At 64.0% G+C, this 18,461-nt stretch carries 21 protein-coding genes; 3 read left to right on the top strand and 18 right to left on the bottom strand.

The features are described from left to right. Positions 1 to 71: 71 nt before the first annotated feature. Entirely contained in the window at positions 72 to 380 is a 309-nt protein-coding gene (locus tag NKH95_RS09550; RefSeq protein WP_352772877.1) for a DUF1244 domain-containing protein, read from the bottom strand. Positions 381 to 391: 11 nt separating this feature from the next. Further along, a complete protein-coding gene (locus NKH95_RS09545) occupies positions 392 to 1,189 on the bottom strand; it encodes an N-formylglutamate amidohydrolase (protein WP_352891407.1) in 798 nt (265 codons plus the stop codon). Positions 1,190 to 1,433: 244 nt separating this feature from the next. On the opposite strand from NKH95_RS09545, the gene NKH95_RS09540 reads away from it, so the two are divergent. Continuing rightward, a complete protein-coding gene (locus tag NKH95_RS09540) occupies positions 1,434 to 1,922 on the top strand; it encodes a DUF1036 domain-containing protein (RefSeq protein WP_502895180.1) in 489 nt (162 codons plus the stop codon). Then, positions 1,919 to 3,355 (top strand): pyruvate kinase, encoded by a 1,437-nt coding sequence (pyk, locus tag NKH95_RS09535; protein ID WP_023810921.1) that lies wholly within the window; start codon positions 1,919 to 1,921, stop codon positions 3,353 to 3,355. Before NKH95_RS09540 ends, pyk begins: the two co-directional genes overlap by 4 nt. Positions 3,356 to 3,399: 44 nt before the next feature. Here pyk and NKH95_RS09530 read toward each other — a convergent pair whose 3' ends face one another. From NKH95_RS09530 to ykgO, 3 genes are all read right to left on the bottom strand, one after another. After that, entirely contained in the window at positions 3,400 to 4,464 is a 1,065-nt protein-coding gene (locus tag NKH95_RS09530; RefSeq protein WP_128305538.1) for an alpha/beta fold hydrolase, read from the bottom strand. A gap of 103 nt (positions 4,465 to 4,567) precedes the next feature. Then, the gene (locus tag NKH95_RS09525) at positions 4,568 to 5,173 is read right to left on the bottom strand and encodes a tetratricopeptide repeat protein (protein ID WP_352555428.1); all 606 of its coding nucleotides are present in this window, start codon (positions 5,171 to 5,173) and stop codon (positions 4,568 to 4,570) included. A gap of 112 nt (positions 5,174 to 5,285) precedes the next feature. Continuing rightward, the gene (gene ykgO, locus NKH95_RS09520) at positions 5,286 to 5,411 is read right to left on the bottom strand and encodes a type B 50S ribosomal protein L36 (protein ID WP_006327841.1); all 126 of its coding nucleotides are present in this window, start codon (positions 5,409 to 5,411) and stop codon (positions 5,286 to 5,288) included. A 240-nt stretch (positions 5,412 to 5,651) separates the two neighbouring features. On the opposite strand from ykgO, the gene NKH95_RS09515 reads away from it, so the two are divergent. Next, on the top strand, positions 5,652 to 6,074 hold the full coding sequence (locus tag NKH95_RS09515; protein WP_352555426.1) for a lysozyme inhibitor LprI family protein: 423 nt from the start codon (positions 5,652 to 5,654) through the stop codon (positions 6,072 to 6,074). 6 nt (positions 6,075 to 6,080) lie between these two features. Here NKH95_RS09515 and NKH95_RS09510 read toward each other — a convergent pair whose 3' ends face one another. The 13 genes from NKH95_RS09510 to NKH95_RS09450 all read right to left on the bottom strand — a co-directional run bounded on the left by NKH95_RS09510 (position 6,081) and on the right by NKH95_RS09450 (position 18,227). Then, the gene (locus NKH95_RS09510; RefSeq protein WP_352555424.1) at positions 6,081 to 7,160 is read right to left on the bottom strand and encodes a 5-(carboxyamino)imidazole ribonucleotide synthase; all 1,080 of its coding nucleotides are present in this window, start codon (positions 7,158 to 7,160) and stop codon (positions 6,081 to 6,083) included. Beyond that, the gene (purE, locus tag NKH95_RS09505; RefSeq protein WP_352891406.1) at positions 7,157 to 7,654 is read right to left on the bottom strand and encodes a 5-(carboxyamino)imidazole ribonucleotide mutase; all 498 of its coding nucleotides are present in this window, start codon (positions 7,652 to 7,654) and stop codon (positions 7,157 to 7,159) included. Before purE ends, NKH95_RS09510 begins: the two co-directional genes overlap by 4 nt. 102 nt (positions 7,655 to 7,756) lie before the next feature. Then, the gene (locus NKH95_RS09500; RefSeq protein ID WP_352611766.1) at positions 7,757 to 8,650 is read right to left on the bottom strand and encodes a ribokinase; all 894 of its coding nucleotides are present in this window, start codon (positions 8,648 to 8,650) and stop codon (positions 7,757 to 7,759) included. Beyond that, positions 8,647 to 9,522, bottom strand: a complete 876-nt coding sequence (locus tag NKH95_RS09495) for a MurR/RpiR family transcriptional regulator (protein WP_013529211.1) — start codon at positions 9,520 to 9,522, stop codon at positions 8,647 to 8,649. The genes NKH95_RS09500 and NKH95_RS09495 overlap by 4 nt, the downstream gene beginning before the upstream one ends. Beyond that, the gene (locus NKH95_RS09490; RefSeq protein WP_128305974.1) at positions 9,519 to 10,487 is read right to left on the bottom strand and encodes an ABC transporter permease; all 969 of its coding nucleotides are present in this window, start codon (positions 10,485 to 10,487) and stop codon (positions 9,519 to 9,521) included. The genes NKH95_RS09495 and NKH95_RS09490 overlap by 4 nt, the downstream gene beginning before the upstream one ends. 23 nt (positions 10,488 to 10,510) lie before the next feature. Then, positions 10,511 to 12,010 carry a sugar ABC transporter ATP-binding protein gene (locus NKH95_RS09485; RefSeq protein WP_352722452.1) on the bottom strand — a complete coding sequence of 500 codons (1,500 nt, stop codon included), beginning with the start codon at positions 12,008 to 12,010 and terminating at the stop codon, positions 10,511 to 10,513. A gap of 69 nt (positions 12,011 to 12,079) precedes the next feature. Then, the gene (locus NKH95_RS09480) at positions 12,080 to 13,132 is read right to left on the bottom strand and encodes a sugar ABC transporter substrate-binding protein (RefSeq protein WP_352677376.1); all 1,053 of its coding nucleotides are present in this window, start codon (positions 13,130 to 13,132) and stop codon (positions 12,080 to 12,082) included. A 41-nt stretch (positions 13,133 to 13,173) separates the two neighbouring features. Further along, positions 13,174 to 14,163 carry a TIM barrel protein gene (locus NKH95_RS09475; RefSeq protein ID WP_352442014.1) on the bottom strand — a complete coding sequence of 330 codons (990 nt, stop codon included), beginning with the start codon at positions 14,161 to 14,163 and terminating at the stop codon, positions 13,174 to 13,176. A 218-nt stretch (positions 14,164 to 14,381) separates the two neighbouring features. Further along, complete coding sequence (locus NKH95_RS09470) at positions 14,382 to 15,587, bottom strand: aminotransferase class V-fold PLP-dependent enzyme (RefSeq protein WP_128305970.1); 1,206 nt, start codon at positions 15,585 to 15,587, stop codon at positions 14,382 to 14,384. Between the two features lie 25 nt (positions 15,588 to 15,612). Then, on the bottom strand, positions 15,613 to 16,074 hold the full coding sequence (locus NKH95_RS09465) for a RidA family protein (RefSeq protein ID WP_128305969.1): 462 nt from the start codon (positions 16,072 to 16,074) through the stop codon (positions 15,613 to 15,615). Positions 16,075 to 16,112: 38 nt separating this feature from the next. After that, positions 16,113 to 16,907 carry an amino acid ABC transporter ATP-binding protein gene (locus NKH95_RS09460; protein ID WP_128305968.1) on the bottom strand — a complete coding sequence of 265 codons (795 nt, stop codon included), beginning with the start codon at positions 16,905 to 16,907 and terminating at the stop codon, positions 16,113 to 16,115. A 2-nt stretch (positions 16,908 to 16,909) separates the two neighbouring features. Beyond that, complete coding sequence (locus NKH95_RS09455) at positions 16,910 to 17,560, bottom strand: amino acid ABC transporter permease (RefSeq protein ID WP_023810936.1); 651 nt, start codon at positions 17,558 to 17,560, stop codon at positions 16,910 to 16,912. 1 nt (position 17,561) lies between these two features. Continuing rightward, the gene (locus NKH95_RS09450) at positions 17,562 to 18,227 is read right to left on the bottom strand and encodes an amino acid ABC transporter permease (RefSeq protein WP_023810937.1); all 666 of its coding nucleotides are present in this window, start codon (positions 18,225 to 18,227) and stop codon (positions 17,562 to 17,564) included. Between the last annotated feature and the right edge of the window lie 234 nt (positions 18,228 to 18,461).

Below are 18,461 nucleotides of genomic sequence, written 5' to 3'. Positions count from 1 at the left end.
TTTCAGTCAAGGCTCTTTCTGGGAGCATTTTGAGCCAAACATAGCCGTAAGCGATCACTGGGGCGACGGCGTCAATGGTCTTGGGGGCGCCTTGCCTCGAATTCGGCCTTCTTGGCGTCGGAGGCCTCGGTTTGGTTGAGCGCCTGCCACTCCCCATAAGGCATGCCGTAGACGATCTCGCGCGACTGACCCTTGGTGAGTTCGACGCCCTCGGCATTGGCTGCCTCGCGATACCAGTTCGACAGGCAGTTGCGGCAGAAGCCGGCGAGGTTCATCAGGTCGATGTTCTGCACATCGTTGCGCTCGCGCAGATGCTCGACCAGCCGGCGGAAGGCGGCCGCCTCGAAATCGCGTTGCTGCTCGTCGCTGAGTTCGTTCATCGAAACCTCCGTCATAGCGGCCCGGTGCGCGAGCCGAACATCTTCACCACATGTATATCGGGACGGCGGTCTATCGCGTCAACGATCGGCGCCAGCCGTTCGGCCCAGGCGAGCGCGCCCTTCTGGTCCGATATCAGATCCTGTCTGATCTCGATCAGCGCATGGGCGAAGCCGTTGACGATGGCGTGCTTGTACATGGTGTCGCCGCGCAGCGCGCCGTCATAGGGTTCGTTGTCGCCGACGACGAGGTTCTTGTCCTGCGCCAGCATGTCTATCAAGGGCCGCGCCACGCGGTCGTCGAGGTCCCACAGGATCCCGACGTGCCAAGGACGCTGGGTTCCTTGCATGGCGGGGGTGAAGGAATGCACCGAAAAGATGAAGGGCACCTGGGCGGAAGCCTGTGCGACCGAGGCGATCATGGCGCCGACGGTGTCGTGATAGGGCCGGTAGAACCCGTCGAGCCGCCTCTCGCGCTCATCGGCAGCGATGGGGTAATTCCCAGGTACGACAGTGCCGTCATAAAGCTGGCGAATGAGCGTCGGGTCGTCTTCGCCGCGATTGGGATCGATCAGCAGCCGCGAAAAATTGGCAAGCACCGCCGGCACGCCGAGCAGGGCAGCCAGTTCGCGCGTCACCGCCTCGACGCCGATGTCATAGGCGATGTGCCGGTCGAACTCGGCCGAGGGCAGGCCGAGGCTGCCGTAGTCGTCGGGCAGGTCGCGACGGGCATGATCGCCCAACAGCACGATGCCTCGCTTGCGGTCGCCCTCGATGACGTCGAAAGGCGCGAAAACTGTGGATCGGGTCATTGGCGGGAAATGGTCTGTTCGCGGGCTTCCGGGGAGGGTGCTATCGTCATTCCACGAAGACGACGCTTGCGCAATGCCGTTGTTTGGCCAAGGTTTCCCGGGAAATCTGGCACACGTCGGCGAATTGTGCGCCGGAGCCTTTCTAAATCGATTGGAATTGGACAAAACGGTGCGTTGACATGCGCCCGGACTTTTCCGAAAAGGGCGCAGAGAGATGCTGATGTGGTTTTTGAGGGGTTTTCGGATGAGTTTCGCCGGCGGGCAGCGCATGCGCTCTGCCTTTGCCATGCCGCTCCTCACTCTTGCCATAGGCCTGTCGGCGATGGTCGTGGCTTCGCCGGCGCGTGCCGATTTCCGCGTCTGCAACGCCACGCAGAACCTGGTCGGTGTCGGCATCGGCTATCGCGCCAAGGCCGGCTGGATCACCGAAGGCTGGTGGCACATCGAGGGATCGAGTTGCAAGACGCTGATCGAAGGGCCGCTGTCATCAAGGTTTTACTATCTTTATGCAGAAGACGCCGAGCGCGGTGGACGCTGGGACGGCCCGATCAACATGTGCGTGGCTGAAAAAGAGTTCAAGATCGCCGGCGTAACCGACTGCGTCGCCCGGGGCTTCCAGCGCGCCGGATTCCAGGAATATGACACGGGCGAACAGGCAAGCTGGATGGTCCAGCTGACCGATGAGTCCACAACGGGAGGCGCTCCAGCCGCCCCGGGAACAAACAGTCAATGAGACGTAGCCGCAAGGTCAAGATCCTAGCCACCATCGGTCCGGCCTCCTCGTCGGAGGAGATGCTGAAGAAACTGTTCGAAGCGGGCGCCGATGTGTTCCGCATCAATATGAGCCATACCGACCATGAACTGATGCGCACGCTGGTCGGACGCATCCGCGCTGTCGAGGAAGCGGTTGGCCGGCCGATCGGCATCCTGGCCGATCTGCAAGGGCCAAAGTTGCGCGTCGGCAAGTTCGCCAACGGCAAGGAAGTGCTGACGCAAGGCCAGACCTTCACCCTCGACGACAATCCAGAGCCTGGCACCTCGACCAGGGTCTATCTGCCGCATCCGGAAATCCTGAGCTCGGTCGAAGCCGGCCATCGCCTGCTGATCGACGATGGCAAGCTCGAGCTGAAGGCGGTGAAGAGCGACGGCAAGTCGATCGTCTGCACCGTCGTCGCCGGCACCACCATTTCCGACAAGAAGGGCGTCAGCCTGCCCGACACCGACCTCCCGGTCGGCGCGCTGACCGAGAAGGATCGCAAGGACCTCGATGCCGTGCTGGCCACGGGCGTCGACTGGGTGGCGCTGTCCTTCGTGCAGCGGCCGGAGGATCTGGCCGAAGCGCGCAAGATCGCACGCGGCCGGGCGCTGATCATGGCCAAGATCGAAAAGCCGCAGGCCGTCGCCCGGCTGGCCGAGATCATCGAATTGTCCGACGCGCTGATGGTCGCCCGCGGCGATCTCGGCGTCGAGATGCCGCTCGAGGCGGTGCCCGGCATCCAGAAGCAGATCACGCGCGCCGCACGCCGCGCCGGCAAGCCGGTGGTGGTTGCAACGCAGATGCTGGAATCGATGATCACGGCACCGGTGCCGACCCGCGCCGAGGTGTCCGATGTTTCGATCGCCGTCTTCGAAGGTGCCGATGCCATCATGCTGTCGGCGGAATCGGCGGCGGGTGCCTATCCCGTCGAGGCCGTGGCAATGATGAACCGTATCGCCACCAAGGTCGAAACCGATCCGACCTATGCCGGCATCATCAACGCCCAGCGCTCCGAGCCGGAGGCGACCGGTGCCGACGCCATTTCGCTGGCCGCGCGCGAGATCGCCGAAACGCTGAAGCTGGCGGCGATCATCACCTACACCGCATCAGGCACCACAGGCCTGCGCGCCGCCCGCGAGCGGCCGCAAGTGCCTGTTATCGCGCTGTCGCCGATCCTCAACACGGCGCGGCGGCTGTCGCTTTTGTGGGGCACGCATTGCGTCGTCTCACCCGACGCCGTCGACCTCGACGACATGGTCAATCGCGCCTGCCGCATCGCCTTCGACGAAGGCTTCGGCAAGCCGGGCGACCGCGTCATCATCACCGCGGGCGTACCGTTGCGGACACCGGGTTCGACCAACATGCTGCGCATCGCCTATATCGGATCGGACACACAAGTCAGCCGCTAGATTCCTAAAGCGTGTCGCCTCTGAACGGATTCAGGCGATCCGCTTTAGGTCGGCGCGAGTTCGGCCTGCGGTACCTTGATATCGGCGCATCTGCCGGCGCCGTAGGCGTCGCCGGCGATGCGCGCCTCCACGGTCCTGGCCATCGCCTGCAGGTCTATACTCTTCCCGGCGACCTTCTCGATGGCGCCGACGGTCAGGTCGGGCGCGATCCAGTCTGGCTTGTGACCGAGATTGTGCACCCAGACGAGTTCGGCACCGGCAATGTCGCGCGCCAGGCCGACCGAATGGATATGTGCATAGACCACCTTGTCGCGATCGCCTGAAATGACCACGGTTGGCGCCTTGATCTCGTTGTAGCGCGGTGCGGCGCCGAGGGCATAGCGATAGAGCCCGGCGACATCGGTGGCGTTGGCACGAAAGGCTGTTGGTCGCAGCACCAGCGGGATAGAGGCCGAGCTGAGATAATTGTCCGGCACCTTGTTGGGCGAAAAGACGCAGGTGGTGGCGTCAGCCATCTGCAGTGTACCGGCCGGATAGGTCAGCATCTCGGAAAACAACCAACCGAGCACCGGCATGGTGGTCAGATTGTAGTACCAGGCGGTTGCGCCGCCCGGCCATGGGTGGGTCGCCGGTGCGAGGAAGACCAGCCCGAGCGTCTTGTCGGGATGCTCCCGGCCAAAGGCCGATGTCACCACGCCGCCGAAGGAGTGGCCGACGATGATAGCCTTCTTAATGCCGAGATGGTCCATCAGTGCGGCAATGGTGTTGGCCTGCGCCGACGGGTTCTCGTTGTTGGTGCCGCGACCCGACCAGCCATGGCCTGGCCGGTCGAAGAACAACATTTCGGCGCGGCCTTCGAGCAAGGGGCGCAGCGGCAGCATCTGGTCCCTGAGGTTGGCGCTGGCGCCGTGGATGAAGACGATCGGCGGCAGCTCGGCATTGGCGGGTGCCGAGACATGGACATAATGGATGCGGGCGCCGTCGATTTCGGCGAACTCGCCGATCGGCGGATTGCGGCGCTCGATCAGCCATGATCCGACGCGGGTGACGCCGACAAAGCCGAAGACAAGCGCCATCAGGAAGGCAAGGGCGGCGTAGATCAGGTTCATGGGGGGAGATACGGAGGTGGAGGGGGATAAGTTGTAGGGGAGTAGGGTGTGTGTTCCGCAGGTACAATCTGCCCCTACTGCCTTATTCCCCTACTCCCCTAGATCAAATGCCTTCACCGGCAAGTTCCTCCGAAATCGTGCCGACCTGGTCCTGGGCGCTGCGCATCATCGGATAGATGGCCAGCACCTTTTGCCAGGCCTCGAGCGCCGATTGCTTGTGGCCGGTCAACGCCATGATCTGCGCCAGGCCGGACAGCGCACCGAAATGGCGCGGCTCGAGCTGCAGCGTATGGTCGATGTCGGACATCGACTTGCCGTAGTTCTTCATCATGAAATGCACGGTGGCACGCCGGTTCCAGCCTTCGGCATAGGTCGGCTGCAAAGTCACCACCTGGTCGAGGAAATCGAGCGCGACGTCGAATTTCTGGCTTTCGACGGCTTTTTGCGACCATTGCATCATCAGGTCGATCGAGGCGCTGCCGGATTGCGACCACTCGCTCCAGATGTTGCCGGCGATGCGCTCGGCCGCCTTTTCGTTGCGCTCGCGTTTCAGATCGCTGAACAACTGGTCGAGGCGGGCTTGTTTCGTCGTTGCGGCGGGCGGGGCGTCCTGAGTGGCCGGCGGCGCGACAGCATCATCCGCCCATGCCGGGCCATAAATGGCGCCGGAAACAAGCAGAGATGTCAAAAATGCAAAAAGAATCCGCATCACCGGACTCTAGTCCCGGGCGGCGGAACGTCAAACTGAATTTGGCGTGAAAAGGCCGGCAGGCGGCAACAAGCATCAAATGGGCGGAGGCAACAGCCTCCTGCCCGAAAGCTCAGCCCTGGCGTGCCTTGTAGCGCGGGGCGGTCTTGTTGATGATGTAGACGCGGCCCTTGCGGCGAACCAGCTGGTTGTCGCGGTGACGCGCCTTCAGCGCCTTGAGCGAATTCTTGATCTTCATGGTCTTGCCTGTCGGTGTGGACCCGGTCCGGGTCGAAATTTTAAGGCGCGCCAGAAGACGCGCCTTTGAACTGTGGGTGGCTCATAAACGAGGAGCCTTGTCCCTGTCAACCGCAAGCGTGCTCCATTGCGGCTGTGAATCATCCCTGTCATCAATTATCCGCCATGTCGGCCTGGCGCATTGCGCGGCCCTGGGCCGGCTGGGATGATGCGGTCGCCGTGAAGTGATTTGGAGAGAACCATGCGCCGAATGTTCCTGTCCGCCTGCCTTGTCCTGCTGGCGGGAGCCTCGGTTGCGCGCGCGCAGGAATGCGACCGCAGCGACGACAGCCAGCAGATGATGAACATCTGTGCCGGCGAAGACTATCAGGCGGCCGACGCCAAGCTTAACAAGGCCTATCAGGATCTCACCAGCTCGGATGATGCCGGCGGCAAGAGATTGCTGCAGGTGGCGCAACGCGCCTGGATCGCTTTTCGCGATGCCGAGTGCGCGCATTCCACCGCCGCCAGCGAAGGCGGATCGATCCATTCGATGGAAGTTTCGCAATGCCTGACCAGATTGACCAATGATCGCGTCAAGCAGCTCGCTGCCGCGGCCAATTGCGAGAAAGGCGATGTGAGTTGCGCCACTCCAGGCGAGGACGAGAGCGACGACGTGCAGTAGGCAACCTTATGAGGCGCGACGGCTGATCCGAGTGAAATGGCCCATCTTGCGGCCGGGCCGCGCTTCGGCCTTGCCGTAGAGATGCAGCATCAGATCGGGCTCGGCGAGAAGCTCAGGGACGCGCAGCACATCGTCGCCGATCAGGTTCTCCATCACGCAGTCGGAGTGGCGGTCCGGGCTGCCGAGCGGCAGGCCGGCGATGGCGCGGATATGCTGCTCGAACTGCGAAACGATACAGGCGGCTTCCGTCCAATGGCCGGAATTGTGCACGCGCGGCGCGATCTCGTTGGCCAGCAGCGAGCCGTCCGCCAGCACGAAGAACTCGACGCCGATGACACCGACATAGTTCAGCGCCGACAATATCGTCGATGCCGCCATTCGGGCTGCTGTCGCGGTTTCGGGCCTTACGCCGGCCGGCAAGGTCGACGTATGGAGAATGCCATTGCGGTGGACATTCTCGGCCGGATCGTAGGCGACGACCGCACCGTCCAGCCCACGCGCCGCGATCACCGAGATCTCGCGCTCGAACGGCACGAAGGCCTCCAGGATCAGCGGCACATTGCCCATCGTCTCGCAGGTGCCGGCAAAACCGCCTGCTTCCATGTTGCTGAAGACGCGCTGGCCCTTGCCGTCATAGCCCATGCGCCGCGTCTTCAGGATGCCGCTGCCGTCGAACGCTTTCAGCGCCGCCGTCAGCTCGTCATCATTGTCGACGGCGTGGAAATCGGCGGTGGCAATGCCGATGCCGTTGAGGAATGTTTTTTCGTCCACCCGGTCCTGCGCCACTTCCAGCGCACGCGCCGGCGGATAGACCGGAACCTTGGCCGCCAGCGCGCTGGCCGCCGCGACCGGGACGTTCTCGAACTCGTAGGTGATGACGGAACTCGACGCTGTCAGTTCGGCAAGGGCGGCCGGGTCGTCATAGGCAGCTGTTATTTGCCGGTTGGCGACCTGTGCCGCGGGGCAATCCGCTTGCGGCTCCAGCACCACGGTGCGGTAGCCGAGGCGGGCGGCGGCAACAGCCAGCATGCGGCCGAGTTGGCCGCCGCCAATGATGCCGATCGTCGATCCGGCGGGCAGGCTCACGGCGTATCCGTCGGTTCTGCCGCGACCTTGGCGGTCTGCGCGGCGCGCCAGGCATCCAGACGGACGGCAAGCTTGTCATCGTTCAGCGCCAGCACGGCAGCGGCCAGAAGGGCTGCGTTGGTGGCACCGGCCTTGCCAATGGCCAGCGTGCCCACGGGAATACCAGCCGGCATCTGGACAATGGAGAGCAGCGAATCCTGCCCGGACAGCGCCTTCGATTCCACCGGCACGCCGAACACCGGCAGCGGCGTCATCGCCGCCGTCATACCGGGCAGATGCGCCGCACCGCCGGCGCCGGCGATGATCACCTTGTAACCGGCCGCCTTGGCGCTCTTGGCGAAATCATAGAGCCGGTCTGGCGTGCGATGCGCGGAGATGATCAGCCGCTTGTGCGGGATGTCGAGTGCTTCCAGCGTTTCGGCGGCATGGCGCATCGTCGCCCAGTCGGACTGGCTGCCCATGATGATGGCGACGTCGGCGCGTTGATCGTCCAAGTCTGTGTTCCCCGGCGACAAAGGCGCGCCTTAGCGGAATTCGCGCGAGGCCGCAAGGATAGGCGGCCGCCGCTTCGGTCCGGCAAGACGGAAACCAGCCGGTCAGATGCCGTCGCGCTCGGCCTCTGGCGTCGAGACCAGCAACGCCGAAGCCGCGTTGGCAGCGGTGACCGCCGCGTGCATGGTCTCTCCTCGGGCAAGTCCCGCGGCCAGCGCGCCAACGAATTCATCGCCGGCGCCATGCGTGCTGGCGACCTTGACCGGGACGGCCAGCAGCGCAAAGGCCTCGCCGGTCTGGTCGCAGCAGGCGACGCCCTCGCCGCCCGCCGTGACAATCGCCACCGGATAAAGATCGGCCAGCAATCGTGCGGCTTGCGCGGCCCCGTCCTGCGTCTCCACCACTGCTGTGCCAGCCAGGAATTCCGCCTCGATTGCGTTGACCACCAATATGTCGACCAGGGCGATCAACTCGTCGGAGAGTTTGCGCGCGGGGGCCGCGTTGAGCACGACGCGGCCGCCCTGTGCTTTGACGGCGCGTGCGGCGGCAATGTTGCCGGCTTCCGGCACTTCGTTCTGTAACAAAAGCACTGCCGTTTGGGCCATCACATCGGAAGCTGAGGCAATGTCGGCATGGCCCAGTGTCAGATTGCTGCCTGAGACGATCACCGCGCCATAGTCGCCGCCCGCGTCGAAGATCGCCACGCTCATGCCGGAGCCGGCGCCAGCGGCCACCCGCACGAAGCGGTGGTCGACCTTGGCGCGATCGAGATTGGCCAGCAACGCCCGCCCGAAATCATCGCCGCCGACGGCGCCGATCATCGCCGCGCGCACACCGGCCCGCGCCGCCGAGACAGCCTGGTTGCCGCCCTTGCCGCCGCATTTCGGATGCCAGGCATGGCCGGTCACCGTCTCGCCCTTGCGCGGGCGATCGGGCGCGTCGACCATGATGTCATAATGCAAGCTGCCGAACACGGTGACCAGCGGCGTTGTCGTCATGAGCCCCGGTCTTTTCGTTTCGATGTCACCGCCGACATGGTGCGGCCGAGATTGCGCTCAGCCGCCTGATAGTCGCGCTGCGCCACCGCCACGAACAGCGCGTCGAGGATGTTGAGCTGGGCAATGCGCGCCGCTGCGTTCTCGCCCATCAGCGGCGACCCTTGCGCGGTCGAGCAAAGCACGATGTCGGCGACCGCAGCCAGCGGCGAGTTGTCGTAGTTGGTGATGGCCAGCGTGCGGGCACCGTTCTTGCGGGCCAGCTGGATGGCGTCGATGACGGCCGACGTGTTGCCCGAATGCGAGAAGCCGACGGCGATGTCGTCGCCGCCGAGCAGCGAGGCCGACATCAGCATCATATGCGAATCGTCATAGACCGATGCGCGGATGCCGATGCGCAGAAACTTGTGCGAGACATCGCGGGCGATCTGCGCCGAGCCGCCGACGCCATAGAAATCCCGGTTCTTGGCACGGAAGAGCAGCTCGGCGGCGCGGTCGAAATCCTCGATGTCGAGGATTGCCAGCGTTTCCTCCAGCGCCTGGATGGAGGTGCGGAACACCTTCTGCACGATCTCGGCCGAACTGTCGTCGGACGACAGTTCCTGGTGCATCTCGGCGGTCGGCAGGCGACTGTATTCATAGACGGCGGTGCGGAAGTCGCGATAGCCGGAAAAGCCGAGCTTCTTGGCGATCTTGACCACCATCGCCTCGGACACGCCGGACTCTTCGGCGATCTGCTTCAGCGGAATGCTCTCATCGAAGCCGCGCCGGCCGAAGACGGTTTCCACCACCTTCGCCTCCAACGGGGTGAGATGCGGCATCATCATGCGGATGCGCGGTCCTACCGCTTTCAGGTCCAGCCCGCTCAAGGTCATCCACGCCCCCTCGTCACGCGATCGATAAGCATCGCGGCGAGGATTATAAGACCAGTTGCCAGAAGCTGATAGAAGGACTGGACGTTCATCAGCGTCAAACCGTTGCGCATGGCGCCGAGGATGATAGCGCCCAGGATGGTTCCGACGATGCTGCCCTTGCCGCCCATCAGCGAGGCGCCGCCGATGGCGGCAGCCGCGATGGCGTCGAGTTCCCAGAGATTGCCGAGGATGGGCTCGGCGGCGCCGAGCCGGCCGATCAGGATCTGCGCGGCAAGCGCCGCCAGCAGGCCCGAGATCATGTAGGCGGCGATCTTGGTGCGGGCAATCGGCACGCCGGCGATGTAGGCCGCCTCCTCGTTGCCGCCGACGGCAAGCAGATATTCGCCGAAGGGCGTCTTCTTCAAAACGACCCAGGCGACGACAGCCACGCAGGCGACGATGACGACCGCCAGAGGCAGTCCAAACAGCGATCCGTTGAAGATGGCGCGGAACCCCGCGGGCAGGCCCAGAACCGGATTGCCGCCGGTGTAGATCAGTGCCAGCGCCCGGTAGGTGCTGAGCGTCCCCAATGTGACGATGAAGGGCTGCAGCCCGACATACGCGACGAGCACGCCGTTGACGAGGCCGCAGGCAAGGCCAATGGCGAAGCCGGCGGCGATGGCCAGCGGAAACGGCACGCCGGCGACCATCATAGAGGCCGAGATGACGGCCGAGAGTGCCGCCGTCGGCCCGACCGACAGGTCGATGCCACCGGAGATGATGACCAGCGTCATGCCCAGCGCCAGACAGGCATTGATGCTCGACTGCTGCAGGATGTTGATCAGGTTGCGCTCGGCGAAGAAGCCAGGCACCAGCGCGCCGAATACTGCCAGGATCACGACAAGGCCGATCAGCGTGCCGGCGTCGCGCATGGAAACGCCGCGCAGGAATTCGGCGCGTGGCCGCACCAGAGTGGTATCCGACATATCCGTCACCTCTGCCTTGCCTGTTACGCGGCCGGCGTTTGCGTTTGCGGGATGGCGTGCGCCGCGATCGCCTGTTCGCTGATATCGTCTCTGTGGAGTTCGGCCGCGATCGTGCCGTCGCGCATGACCAGCACGCGGTCGGCAAGCCGGATCACTTCGGGGAGCTCGGAGGAGACGACGATCACGGCATGGCCCTCGGCGGCGAGTTCCTCGATCAGATGATAGATCTCCGCCTTGGCGCCGACATCGATGCCGCGCGTCGGTTCGTCGAACAAGAGGATGCGGGTTCCCGCCGCCAGCCAGCGGCTGATGATCGCCTTCTGCTGGTTGCCGCCGCTGAACAGGCGAATCGGCCGGTCGAGCAGAAACGGCCGCAGGTTGACACGGCTCATCTTCTCGACGGCCACGTGTTTCAACCTGGCGTGATCGATGAGACCGCGCGGCGCGAACACGGCCATCGAGGCGAGCGCCATATTGCAGGTGATCGAGCGCAGCGGCACGATGCCTTCGCGTTTGCGCTCCTCCGGCACCAGTCCGACGCCGGCGGCAATCGCATCGCGCGGGCTGGCGAAGCGCGCCGCCTTGCCGTCGATTGCAATCGTCCCGGCCGTGGCGCGATCGGCGCCGGCCAAGAGCCGCAAAAGTTCAGTGCGGCCGGAACCGACCAGGCCGGCAATGCCCAGCACCTCGCCGCAATGCAGATTGAACGACACGTTGCGCACCTTCGTCGCCGAAGAGAGGCCACGCGCGCTCAGCATGACCTTGTTCGTGGCATGGGAATTATGGTGTTCCCGCGCCAGTTCGCGGCCGACCATCATCGCCACGACCGCTTTCTCCGACAGGTCTTTCAGATCGACGGAATCGACGACGACGCCATCGCGCATGATGGTGGCGCGCCGGCAGATGCCGAACACCTCATCCAGCTTGTGCGAGACATAGACGACGGCGACGCCATCGCGCGCCAAACCTGTAATGACTTCGGCGAGCCGTTCGAATTCGCTCGGCGTCAGGCTCGATGTCGGCTCGTCCATGGCGACGATGCGGGCGCGATCGAGCAGCGCGCGAGCGATCTCGACGATCTGCCGCTGCGCCACCTTCAGGGTACCAAGGGGTGCCGCCGGATCGATGGAGGGATCAATGGCCGCAAGAGCATCCGCAGCACGGCGCTCTTGCTCGCGCCGGGCGACGAAGATACCGCCGCGCGTCAGCGGATGGCCGAGGAACATGTTCTGGGCGACGCTGAGGCGCGGTACCTGCTGCAATTCCTGATGGATCATGGCGACGCCCGCAGCGCGTGCGGCGACCGGGTTGGCGAGTGTAACCGGCTTGCCGTCGATGAGGATGCTTCCCGCTGTCGGCCTGTAGACGCCAGACAGGACGCGCAGCAGCGTCGACTTGCCGGCGCCGTTTTCGCCGAGCAGGCCGTGGATTTCACCGGCCCCGACCGAGAGTGACACCTCGTGGAGCGCCCGTACGGCCGGAAACAGCTTGGAAATGCCCTTGAATTGCAGCCGGGGTGACATCGGGTTCTATCTCCGGGCAAGAGTGCCGGCCGGCAGCGAATTGCTCTGGCCGGCACCCGCCGATTAGCCTTATTGGCCCGCTGCCGCGTCCTCGAGCAGGGCCTTGCGCGCGCCGGTGCCGGAATAGCGGTCGGCATTGTCCTTGGTGATCAGCGCCTGCGGCGTGGCGACAACGCGCGGCAGCTTCTGTCCCGCGACGAGACGCAGAGCTGTTTCCAACGCCACTTCGCCAGTCAGCACCGGGAAACTGTCGACCGTGCCGGTCAGTTCGCCGGCGCGGATCGAGGCATAGGCGTCGGAAATGCCGTCGGTGCCGAAGACCGCAACCTTGTCCTGCAGGCCGGCGGCCTTGACAGCCTCGACGATGCCCAGCGCCATGCCGTCATTGTTGGCATAGAAGCCGATCAGGTCGGGGTGCTGCTGTAGGATGTTGGTGGCCGCGTCATAGGAGGCTTGGCGGTCCCAGTTGCCGGGAACGCTGGCGACAACCTCGAAATTGCCCCCCTCGGTGATGGTCGACTTGAAGCCGTCGGTGCGCTGCACGGCGGCATAGACGCCAGCCTGACCTTCGACGATGGCGACCTTGCCGCCATTCGGACGATTCTTGATGAACCATTTGGCGACGCGCACGCCATTGTCGCGTTGGACATTGCCGACATAATGCTCGGCCTGCGGGATGACGGCGTCATTGACGTTGACCACCGGCACGTTGGCGGCCTTGGCCTGCTCCATGATCGGCTGCAGATTGGCATCCGTCTGCGGCGAGACGAGCAGCACGTTGTAGCCCTGCGTCACCAGGCCTTCGGCGATGGTGAGCTGGCCGAGCTGGTCGCCCTCGCTCTGCGCTGCCTGATAGACGACGGGAACGCCGACCTTGGCGCCGAATGCCGTGTAGCCCTCGCCCAGCGAGCGCCAGTATTCATTGGTCAGCGTCTTGGAGACCGCGCCTGCCTTGGTGCCTTCGGGCAGCTTGGGGAACGCGCCGAATTTAGCCTCGACCTGCGACCAGTCGATGCGGTCCTTTTCCGTGTCGGAATTGAGCGGCGCGAGGTCGGCGGCAAAGGCAGAGCCGATCGAGAGCGCCATCAGTGCGGCGGTAGCGGTGGCAAGCAGAAGTTTCATTGTATTCCTCCCTGGTTGAAAACGGTGATGGCGCGGATGCCTCAGCTATCCGGCCCGAGCATGATTTCCTGGATGATGGCCTGCGACGTCACCGCGTCCTGGCTGTCCATGGCGGCGGACAGGCGATTGTCCTGCTCCAGCCGGTCGACGACGCGCAGCATGCGCTTGACGGTGGCGATGTTGACTTCGCACTCGCGCACCGGATCGAGCCCGGTCATATCGGGGAACGTGTCGAAATAGATGGCGCCGGCGTAACCGTCGCGGCGAATCTGCCTGAGCAGCTCGATGGTCTGCAGCGTGTGCACCGCGCCGACCATCAGGCCGTCGTCGCGCTTGGCGTAGCCGTCGTTCAGGTGCACGCCGAGCAGCTTGCTGTGACGCGCCACCAGGGCCGCGGCAAAGGCCGGCTGTTCGTCGGCGTAGAGCACATGAGCGAAATCGAGCGTGACGCCGAGATTGGGCAGGCCCACATCGCGGATCGCCAGCAAGGTCGTCGCCGCATCCGGCATCAGGCTGTAAGAGCGTGGTTCGTTCGGTTTGTATTCAAGGCTGATCTGACAGTCGGGATCATGTGTCGCAACTTCACGAATCCCATCAATTTCGTGTTGCCAAAGCGTTGAATAGTCGGCCTGGAAGGCGTAGTCGAAGCCATCTTGGCCGAGCCACAGCGTCATCAGGCTGGCGCCGGCCTCACGCACGGCATCGATGCCGGCCTTGGTCAGGTCGATGGCCTCGCGGCGCACCGCCGGATCCGGATTGGTGAAGGCGCCGAGCTTGAAGGCGGGGTTGGAGTAGTAGCGCATGGCAAAGCCATTGATGGAAAGCCCGAGATCGCCCAGTTTCAGGGTGATTTCCGTGGGCTTTTCACCGACGTGGTCAGGAAAGTTGAGGTCGAGATCGGTAAGCCCCTCGACCTTGGCGGCGCGCGCCGCCATCTGCAGCAGCGACGGCTTGCCGGTAAGATCGGGCCACTCGGCCTGCGGTCGCGAGGCAAAGGAATTCAGGCGCGTGGCGAAACGGTTGGCTGTCATGAGCGATCCTTCATCGTCATAACTTCACACAAATATAGATATTTGTAAAGTTATTGTTGAAAAGTTGTGAAGCAGCCGCCAAGCTGGAACCGCCAAGGCGCGCAGAGGGAGCCGGCAGTTTCCTGGCCGGTGCCCTGGAGAGCCCGTCAGGGCAGGAGGCGCATGATGGCGCGTGCCGGTTACGGCCGACGCATTTCAGGTAGCGATTCGCCGGGTGTTCAATCTGGCCAGCGTAAGACGCCGGACGAATCCTTGCGGGCGACTTTCATCGCATCGGCCGGGCGGTCCTTGGCGGTCAATATGGCGCGCAGCCGTTCGGCGACGATCTCGGCCTCGCCGGGATGAAGATTGCAGGGGTCGAGGAAGAAATGGCCGCGCTCCACCTCGTGGTTGCGCACGATAATCGGCGGCGAGCCCGTCGCCAATGCCGAGGTGAGACCGGCCGCCGTGAACCGGCTTTCGGGCAGTACAAAAATCTGAAGCCGATCCAGAGGGTTGGCGGTCGGATCCGGGATGATCTGCGCGATGACGCCCGGCAGCCCGTGCAACGTGTCCTTCCACAGGTTGAGCGCGGCGTCTTCGCGGCGGCGGATGCCGGCATGGTCGCGCTTTTCCCAGGCTTCCAGTGCGGCCATGGTGCCGGCGATGCTTTCCTTGCCGACCTTCATGGCGCGGGCGACGCCGCGGTTCTGCAGATAAGCGGCGCGAACCAGATCCTTGCGGCCGGTGACGATGCCGCTGGTCGGCCCGCTCAGGAATTTGTGGCCGCTGTAGATGACAATGTCGGCGCCGCGCGCGAGGAAGTCGCGCAGATCATACTCTGAAGCCGCATCCACGATCACCGGGACACCCCTGGCGTGGCAGATCTCGCAGAATTCCTCCAGCGACAGCATGCCATACTGCACGGTGTGGTGCGCAACGACATAGAGGCCCGCCGCCGTGCGGTCGTTGATCGCGTCGCGCACATGATAGTCCTGCGTCACGCTGACCGTGCCGGCCGGCACGACCCTGGCGCCCGCCAGCCGGACCGACTGGTCGATCGGCGCACCATAGTTGACGATGTGGCCGAGCTGGACGATGACCTCCGACTTGAGACCTTCCGTGTTATCAGGCAGCCGCTCGATGGCGAGCAGATTGGTCCCCGTCATCGCACCGGCGATCGCCATGGTGATGCCGCTGGCGCAGCAGGCAGTGATGAAACCGGTTTCGCCGCCGGTCAGGCGCGCGACGATCGTGCTTGCGGCGCGTTGCAGGTCATCCATTTCCACCCATTGCGAGGCCATTTCCGCCATGGCGCTGATCGCTTCGGGGACAATGATCGACGCGCCGAGCGCGGTCATCGTGCCGGAGACATTGATGATCGGGCGAAGGCCGAGCCGTTCGCGGATGGTGGTGTTGGAGCCGTCGGTGGAAGTGGTTTTCATCTCTCGGATTCCATTCTTCTAAAGGTCAGGCGGCGATCTCGACAACCGCCTCGATTTCAACGGTGATGTTTCCAGGCAAGGAGCCGACGCCGATCGCCGAGCGGGCATGGCCGCCGATATTGTCGAACACATCGGCAAACAGGTCGGAACAGCCATTGACCACTTTCGGGTGGTCGCTGAAGGTCGGTATGGCGTTGACGAAGCCGAGCAGCTTGACGACGCGCACGATCCGGCCAAGGTCGCCGGTGGCTGCGTGCATGACGGCAAGCAGATTGAGGCCGGTGAGGCGGGCATGGCCATAAGCCTGCTCGACGGTGACATCGTCTCCTACCTTGCCGGTGAACAGTTTGCCATCGGTGCGCAGCGGTCCCTGGCCGGACAGGAAGATCAGCCGGCCGCTTTCGGCATGGGTGACGAAGTTGGCGATCGGGGTCGGCGGCTCGGGCAGCGTCAGGCCCAACGCGGCGAGCCGGATATAAGGCGTCATGAAAGAAGGCTCCTTACGACAGCGTTCGCTGTCCCGTTCTAGAAATGCGAGGCGCGGAAGCGTGCCAGGAAGGTGCGCAGGCGCTCATTGTCGGTGTCGGCTGCCAGGATTTCGGCGGGTGGACCCGCCGCGCTGACGCCGCCATCGGCCATGAAGATGATGCGGCTCGAGGCATCTCGGGCAAAGGCCATTTCGTGCGTGACCATCACCATCGTCATGCCGTCCTCGGCCAGGCTGCGCACGACCTCAAGCACCTCGCCGACCAGTTCCGGGTCGAGCGCGGATGTTATCTCGTCGAGAAGCAGGATCTTCGGCCCCATGGCCACGGCGCGGGCAATGCCGACGCGCTGCTGCTGGCCGCCGGACAGTTCGGCGGGCAGGCTGTCGGCCTTGTGGGCTAGACCGACCCGGCCGAGCCAGTGTTCGGCGATGGTGCGCGCTTCGGCGTTGCTCTTGCCGCGCACCTTGGTGAGGCCAAGCATGATGTTGCCGGCGGCTGTCAGGTGCGGAAAGAGGTTGAAGCTCTGGAACACCATGCCGGTCTCGGCGCGCATCGCGGCGAGATCGCGTTCGCTGCGACGCTGGCGGGTTCCGGCTTCGCGAAAGCCGACCTCCTTGTCGTCGATGCGAATCGAACCGCTGTCATAGCTTTCGAGAAAGTTGACGCAACGCAGCAGCGTGGTTTTGCCGCTGCCGGAGGGGCCGATGACCGTCACCACCTCCCCCTTCGCCACCTGCAGGCTGACCGAACGCAGGACCTGGACGGTCCCAAAGGCTTTGGAAACGTCCAGGACGTCGAGAAGGGCCGGGGTGTTTTTCGGACTTGTGGACATTGCTATTCCCGGATGAAGGAGAAACGCCGCTCGAGCCGCCGGCTGGCGAGCGAAAGGGCATAGTTGACCGCGAAGTAGATGAGCGCGCCGAGAATATAGAGCGGCATGGCCTCGTAGGTGCGGCCGATGACCTGGTTGATGGCCTGCATCAGGTCGGTGATGCCGAGCAGCGATACCAGCGCGCTGCCCTTGACCGCATCGGTGACGCCGTTGATCCAGGGCGGCAGGAAGCGCCTGAACGCCTGTGGGAAAATGACGTAGGCGAGCCGCTGGCGAAAGGTGAGTCCGATCGCCATCGCCGCCTCGGACTGCCCTTTCGGAATGGAGCCGACAGCACCTCTGAAATATTCGACGACCTGGGCTGTCTTGAACAGGGTCAGCGCCAGCACGGCGGCCCAGAACGACGGCAGATGAAGCCCGACGGCCGGCAGTCCGTAATAGACAAAGAAGATGAGCACCAGGATCGGGATGCCGCGGATGGTGTCGCTGAAGATGCGCACGGCCCATTGCAACGGCACCGGGCCATAGACCAGACCGACGCCCATGATCACGCCGGCAATCAGCGAAAACACCACGACCAGCAGGGATACCCACAGTGTCAGCGCAAAGCCCTGGGCGAGGAAAGGCAAGGCATAGGCGATCTGGGTCAGCATGTCAGCGCGCCGCCCTGAACCGGCGCTCGACAAGCCGAAGCGCAAAAAGCAAGATGTAGCCGGTCACCAGATACATCGCCGTGACCACGAGATAGACCTCGACGATGCGGAAGGTGTTGAAGTTGATCCACTGGGCGCCATAGGTCAGCTCCGGCACCGAAATGACCGAGGCGACGGAGGTGTCCTTGAACAGCGATATGAAGGTGTTGGACAATGCCGGCAAGGTGATGCGCAGCATGGTCGGCAGGCGCACGTTGAGCAGCCTTTGCCAGGGCGTCAGGCCGATTGCCTTGCCGGCGTCCAGCTGTCCGCGCGGAACGGCTTCGAGCCCGGAGCGAAACACCTCGACCAGATAGGCGCCGCTATAGAGCGACAGCGTGACGACGAACGAGGTCGGCGCGCTGTAGGCGATGTCGACCACTGTCGGCAGGCCGTAGAAGACGAGGTAGACGAGCAGGATCAGCGGCACGTTGCGGATGAATTCGACGTAGGCGGCGATGATGGTGCGCACGATGCGTCCGGCAGACACGTACCAGACCGCCAGAACCAGGCCGATGACGGTGCCGATGGCGATCGATATGACGGCGAGCTCGAGACTGAGCAGCAGTCCTCCCCACAGCTTGTCGAAGTGCCGCCAGATCAGGTTGAAATTAAGGGCATAGCCCATGCGTCCGCCTCAGTGCCGCAGGCTTAGAGCAGTTCACCGTTTCACGGAAACGGCGACCCGCTCTAACTCTTTGTTTTGACGCAATTCCGGGCGGAAAACCGTTTCACACTTTTCCTGGAATTGCTCTAGGGAGGCGGGAGGGGGGGGGATACGGCCCTCCCCCCCGCCCGTCACTAGGGTGGGGAGCCGGGATGGCCCGCCCGCGGCGCCTGGCCGCAAAAAAAAGAGTATCGG

Origin of the sequence: Mesorhizobium sp. M0848 (assembly GCF_040319805.1) — a bacterium.
In the GTDB taxonomy this organism is placed as follows: Bacteria; Pseudomonadota; Alphaproteobacteria; order Rhizobiales; family Rhizobiaceae; genus Mesorhizobium.
This window is presented reverse-complemented; position numbering and strand designations above follow the sequence as displayed.

Bases quoted from the DNA above. Each gene is read 5' to 3' on its own strand.
- NKH95_RS09460 (WP_128305968.1), bottom strand. From the start codon at position 16,907: ATGTCCACAAGTCCGAAAAACACCCCGGCCCTTCTCGACGTCCTGGAC.
- ykgO (WP_006327841.1), bottom strand. From the start codon at position 5,411: ATGAAGATCAAGAATTCGCTCAAGGCGCTGAAGGCGCGTCACCGCGAC.
- NKH95_RS09525 (WP_352555428.1), bottom strand. From the start codon at position 5,173: ATGCGGATTCTTTTTGCATTTTTGACATCTCTGCTTGTTTCCGGCGCC.
- NKH95_RS09475 (WP_352442014.1), bottom strand. From the start codon at position 14,163: ATGACAGCCAACCGTTTCGCCACGCGCCTGAATTCCTTTGCCTCGCGA.
- pyk (WP_023810921.1), top strand. From the start codon at position 1,919: ATGAGACGTAGCCGCAAGGTCAAGATCCTAGCCACCATCGGTCCGGCC.
- NKH95_RS09490 (WP_128305974.1), bottom strand. From the start codon at position 10,487: ATGTCGGATACCACTCTGGTGCGGCCACGCGCCGAATTCCTGCGCGGC.
- NKH95_RS09455 (WP_023810936.1), bottom strand. From the start codon at position 17,560: ATGCTGACCCAGATCGCCTATGCCTTGCCTTTCCTCGCCCAGGGCTTT.
- NKH95_RS09545 (WP_352891407.1), bottom strand. From the start codon at position 1,189: ATGACCCGATCCACAGTTTTCGCGCCTTTCGACGTCATCGAGGGCGAC.
- NKH95_RS09515 (WP_352555426.1), top strand. From the start codon at position 5,652: ATGCGCCGAATGTTCCTGTCCGCCTGCCTTGTCCTGCTGGCGGGAGCC.
- NKH95_RS09550 (WP_352772877.1), bottom strand. From the start codon at position 380: ATGAACGAACTCAGCGACGAGCAGCAACGCGATTTCGAGGCGGCCGCC.
- NKH95_RS09500 (WP_352611766.1), bottom strand. From the start codon at position 8,650: ATGACGACAACGCCGCTGGTCACCGTGTTCGGCAGCTTGCATTATGAC.
- NKH95_RS09480 (WP_352677376.1), bottom strand. From the start codon at position 13,132: ATGAAACTTCTGCTTGCCACCGCTACCGCCGCACTGATGGCGCTCTCG.
- NKH95_RS09450 (WP_023810937.1), bottom strand. From the start codon at position 18,227: ATGGGCTATGCCCTTAATTTCAACCTGATCTGGCGGCACTTCGACAAG.
- NKH95_RS09540 (WP_502895180.1), top strand. From the start codon at position 1,434: ATGAGTTTCGCCGGCGGGCAGCGCATGCGCTCTGCCTTTGCCATGCCG.
- NKH95_RS09465 (WP_128305969.1), bottom strand. From the start codon at position 16,074: ATGACGCCTTATATCCGGCTCGCCGCGTTGGGCCTGACGCTGCCCGAG.
- NKH95_RS09470 (WP_128305970.1), bottom strand. From the start codon at position 15,587: ATGAAAACCACTTCCACCGACGGCTCCAACACCACCATCCGCGAACGG.
- NKH95_RS09485 (WP_352722452.1), bottom strand. From the start codon at position 12,010: ATGTCACCCCGGCTGCAATTCAAGGGCATTTCCAAGCTGTTTCCGGCC.
- NKH95_RS09530 (WP_128305538.1), bottom strand. From the start codon at position 4,464: ATGAACCTGATCTACGCCGCCCTTGCCTTCCTGATGGCGCTTGTCTTC.
- NKH95_RS09495 (WP_013529211.1), bottom strand. From the start codon at position 9,522: ATGACCTTGAGCGGGCTGGACCTGAAAGCGGTAGGACCGCGCATCCGC.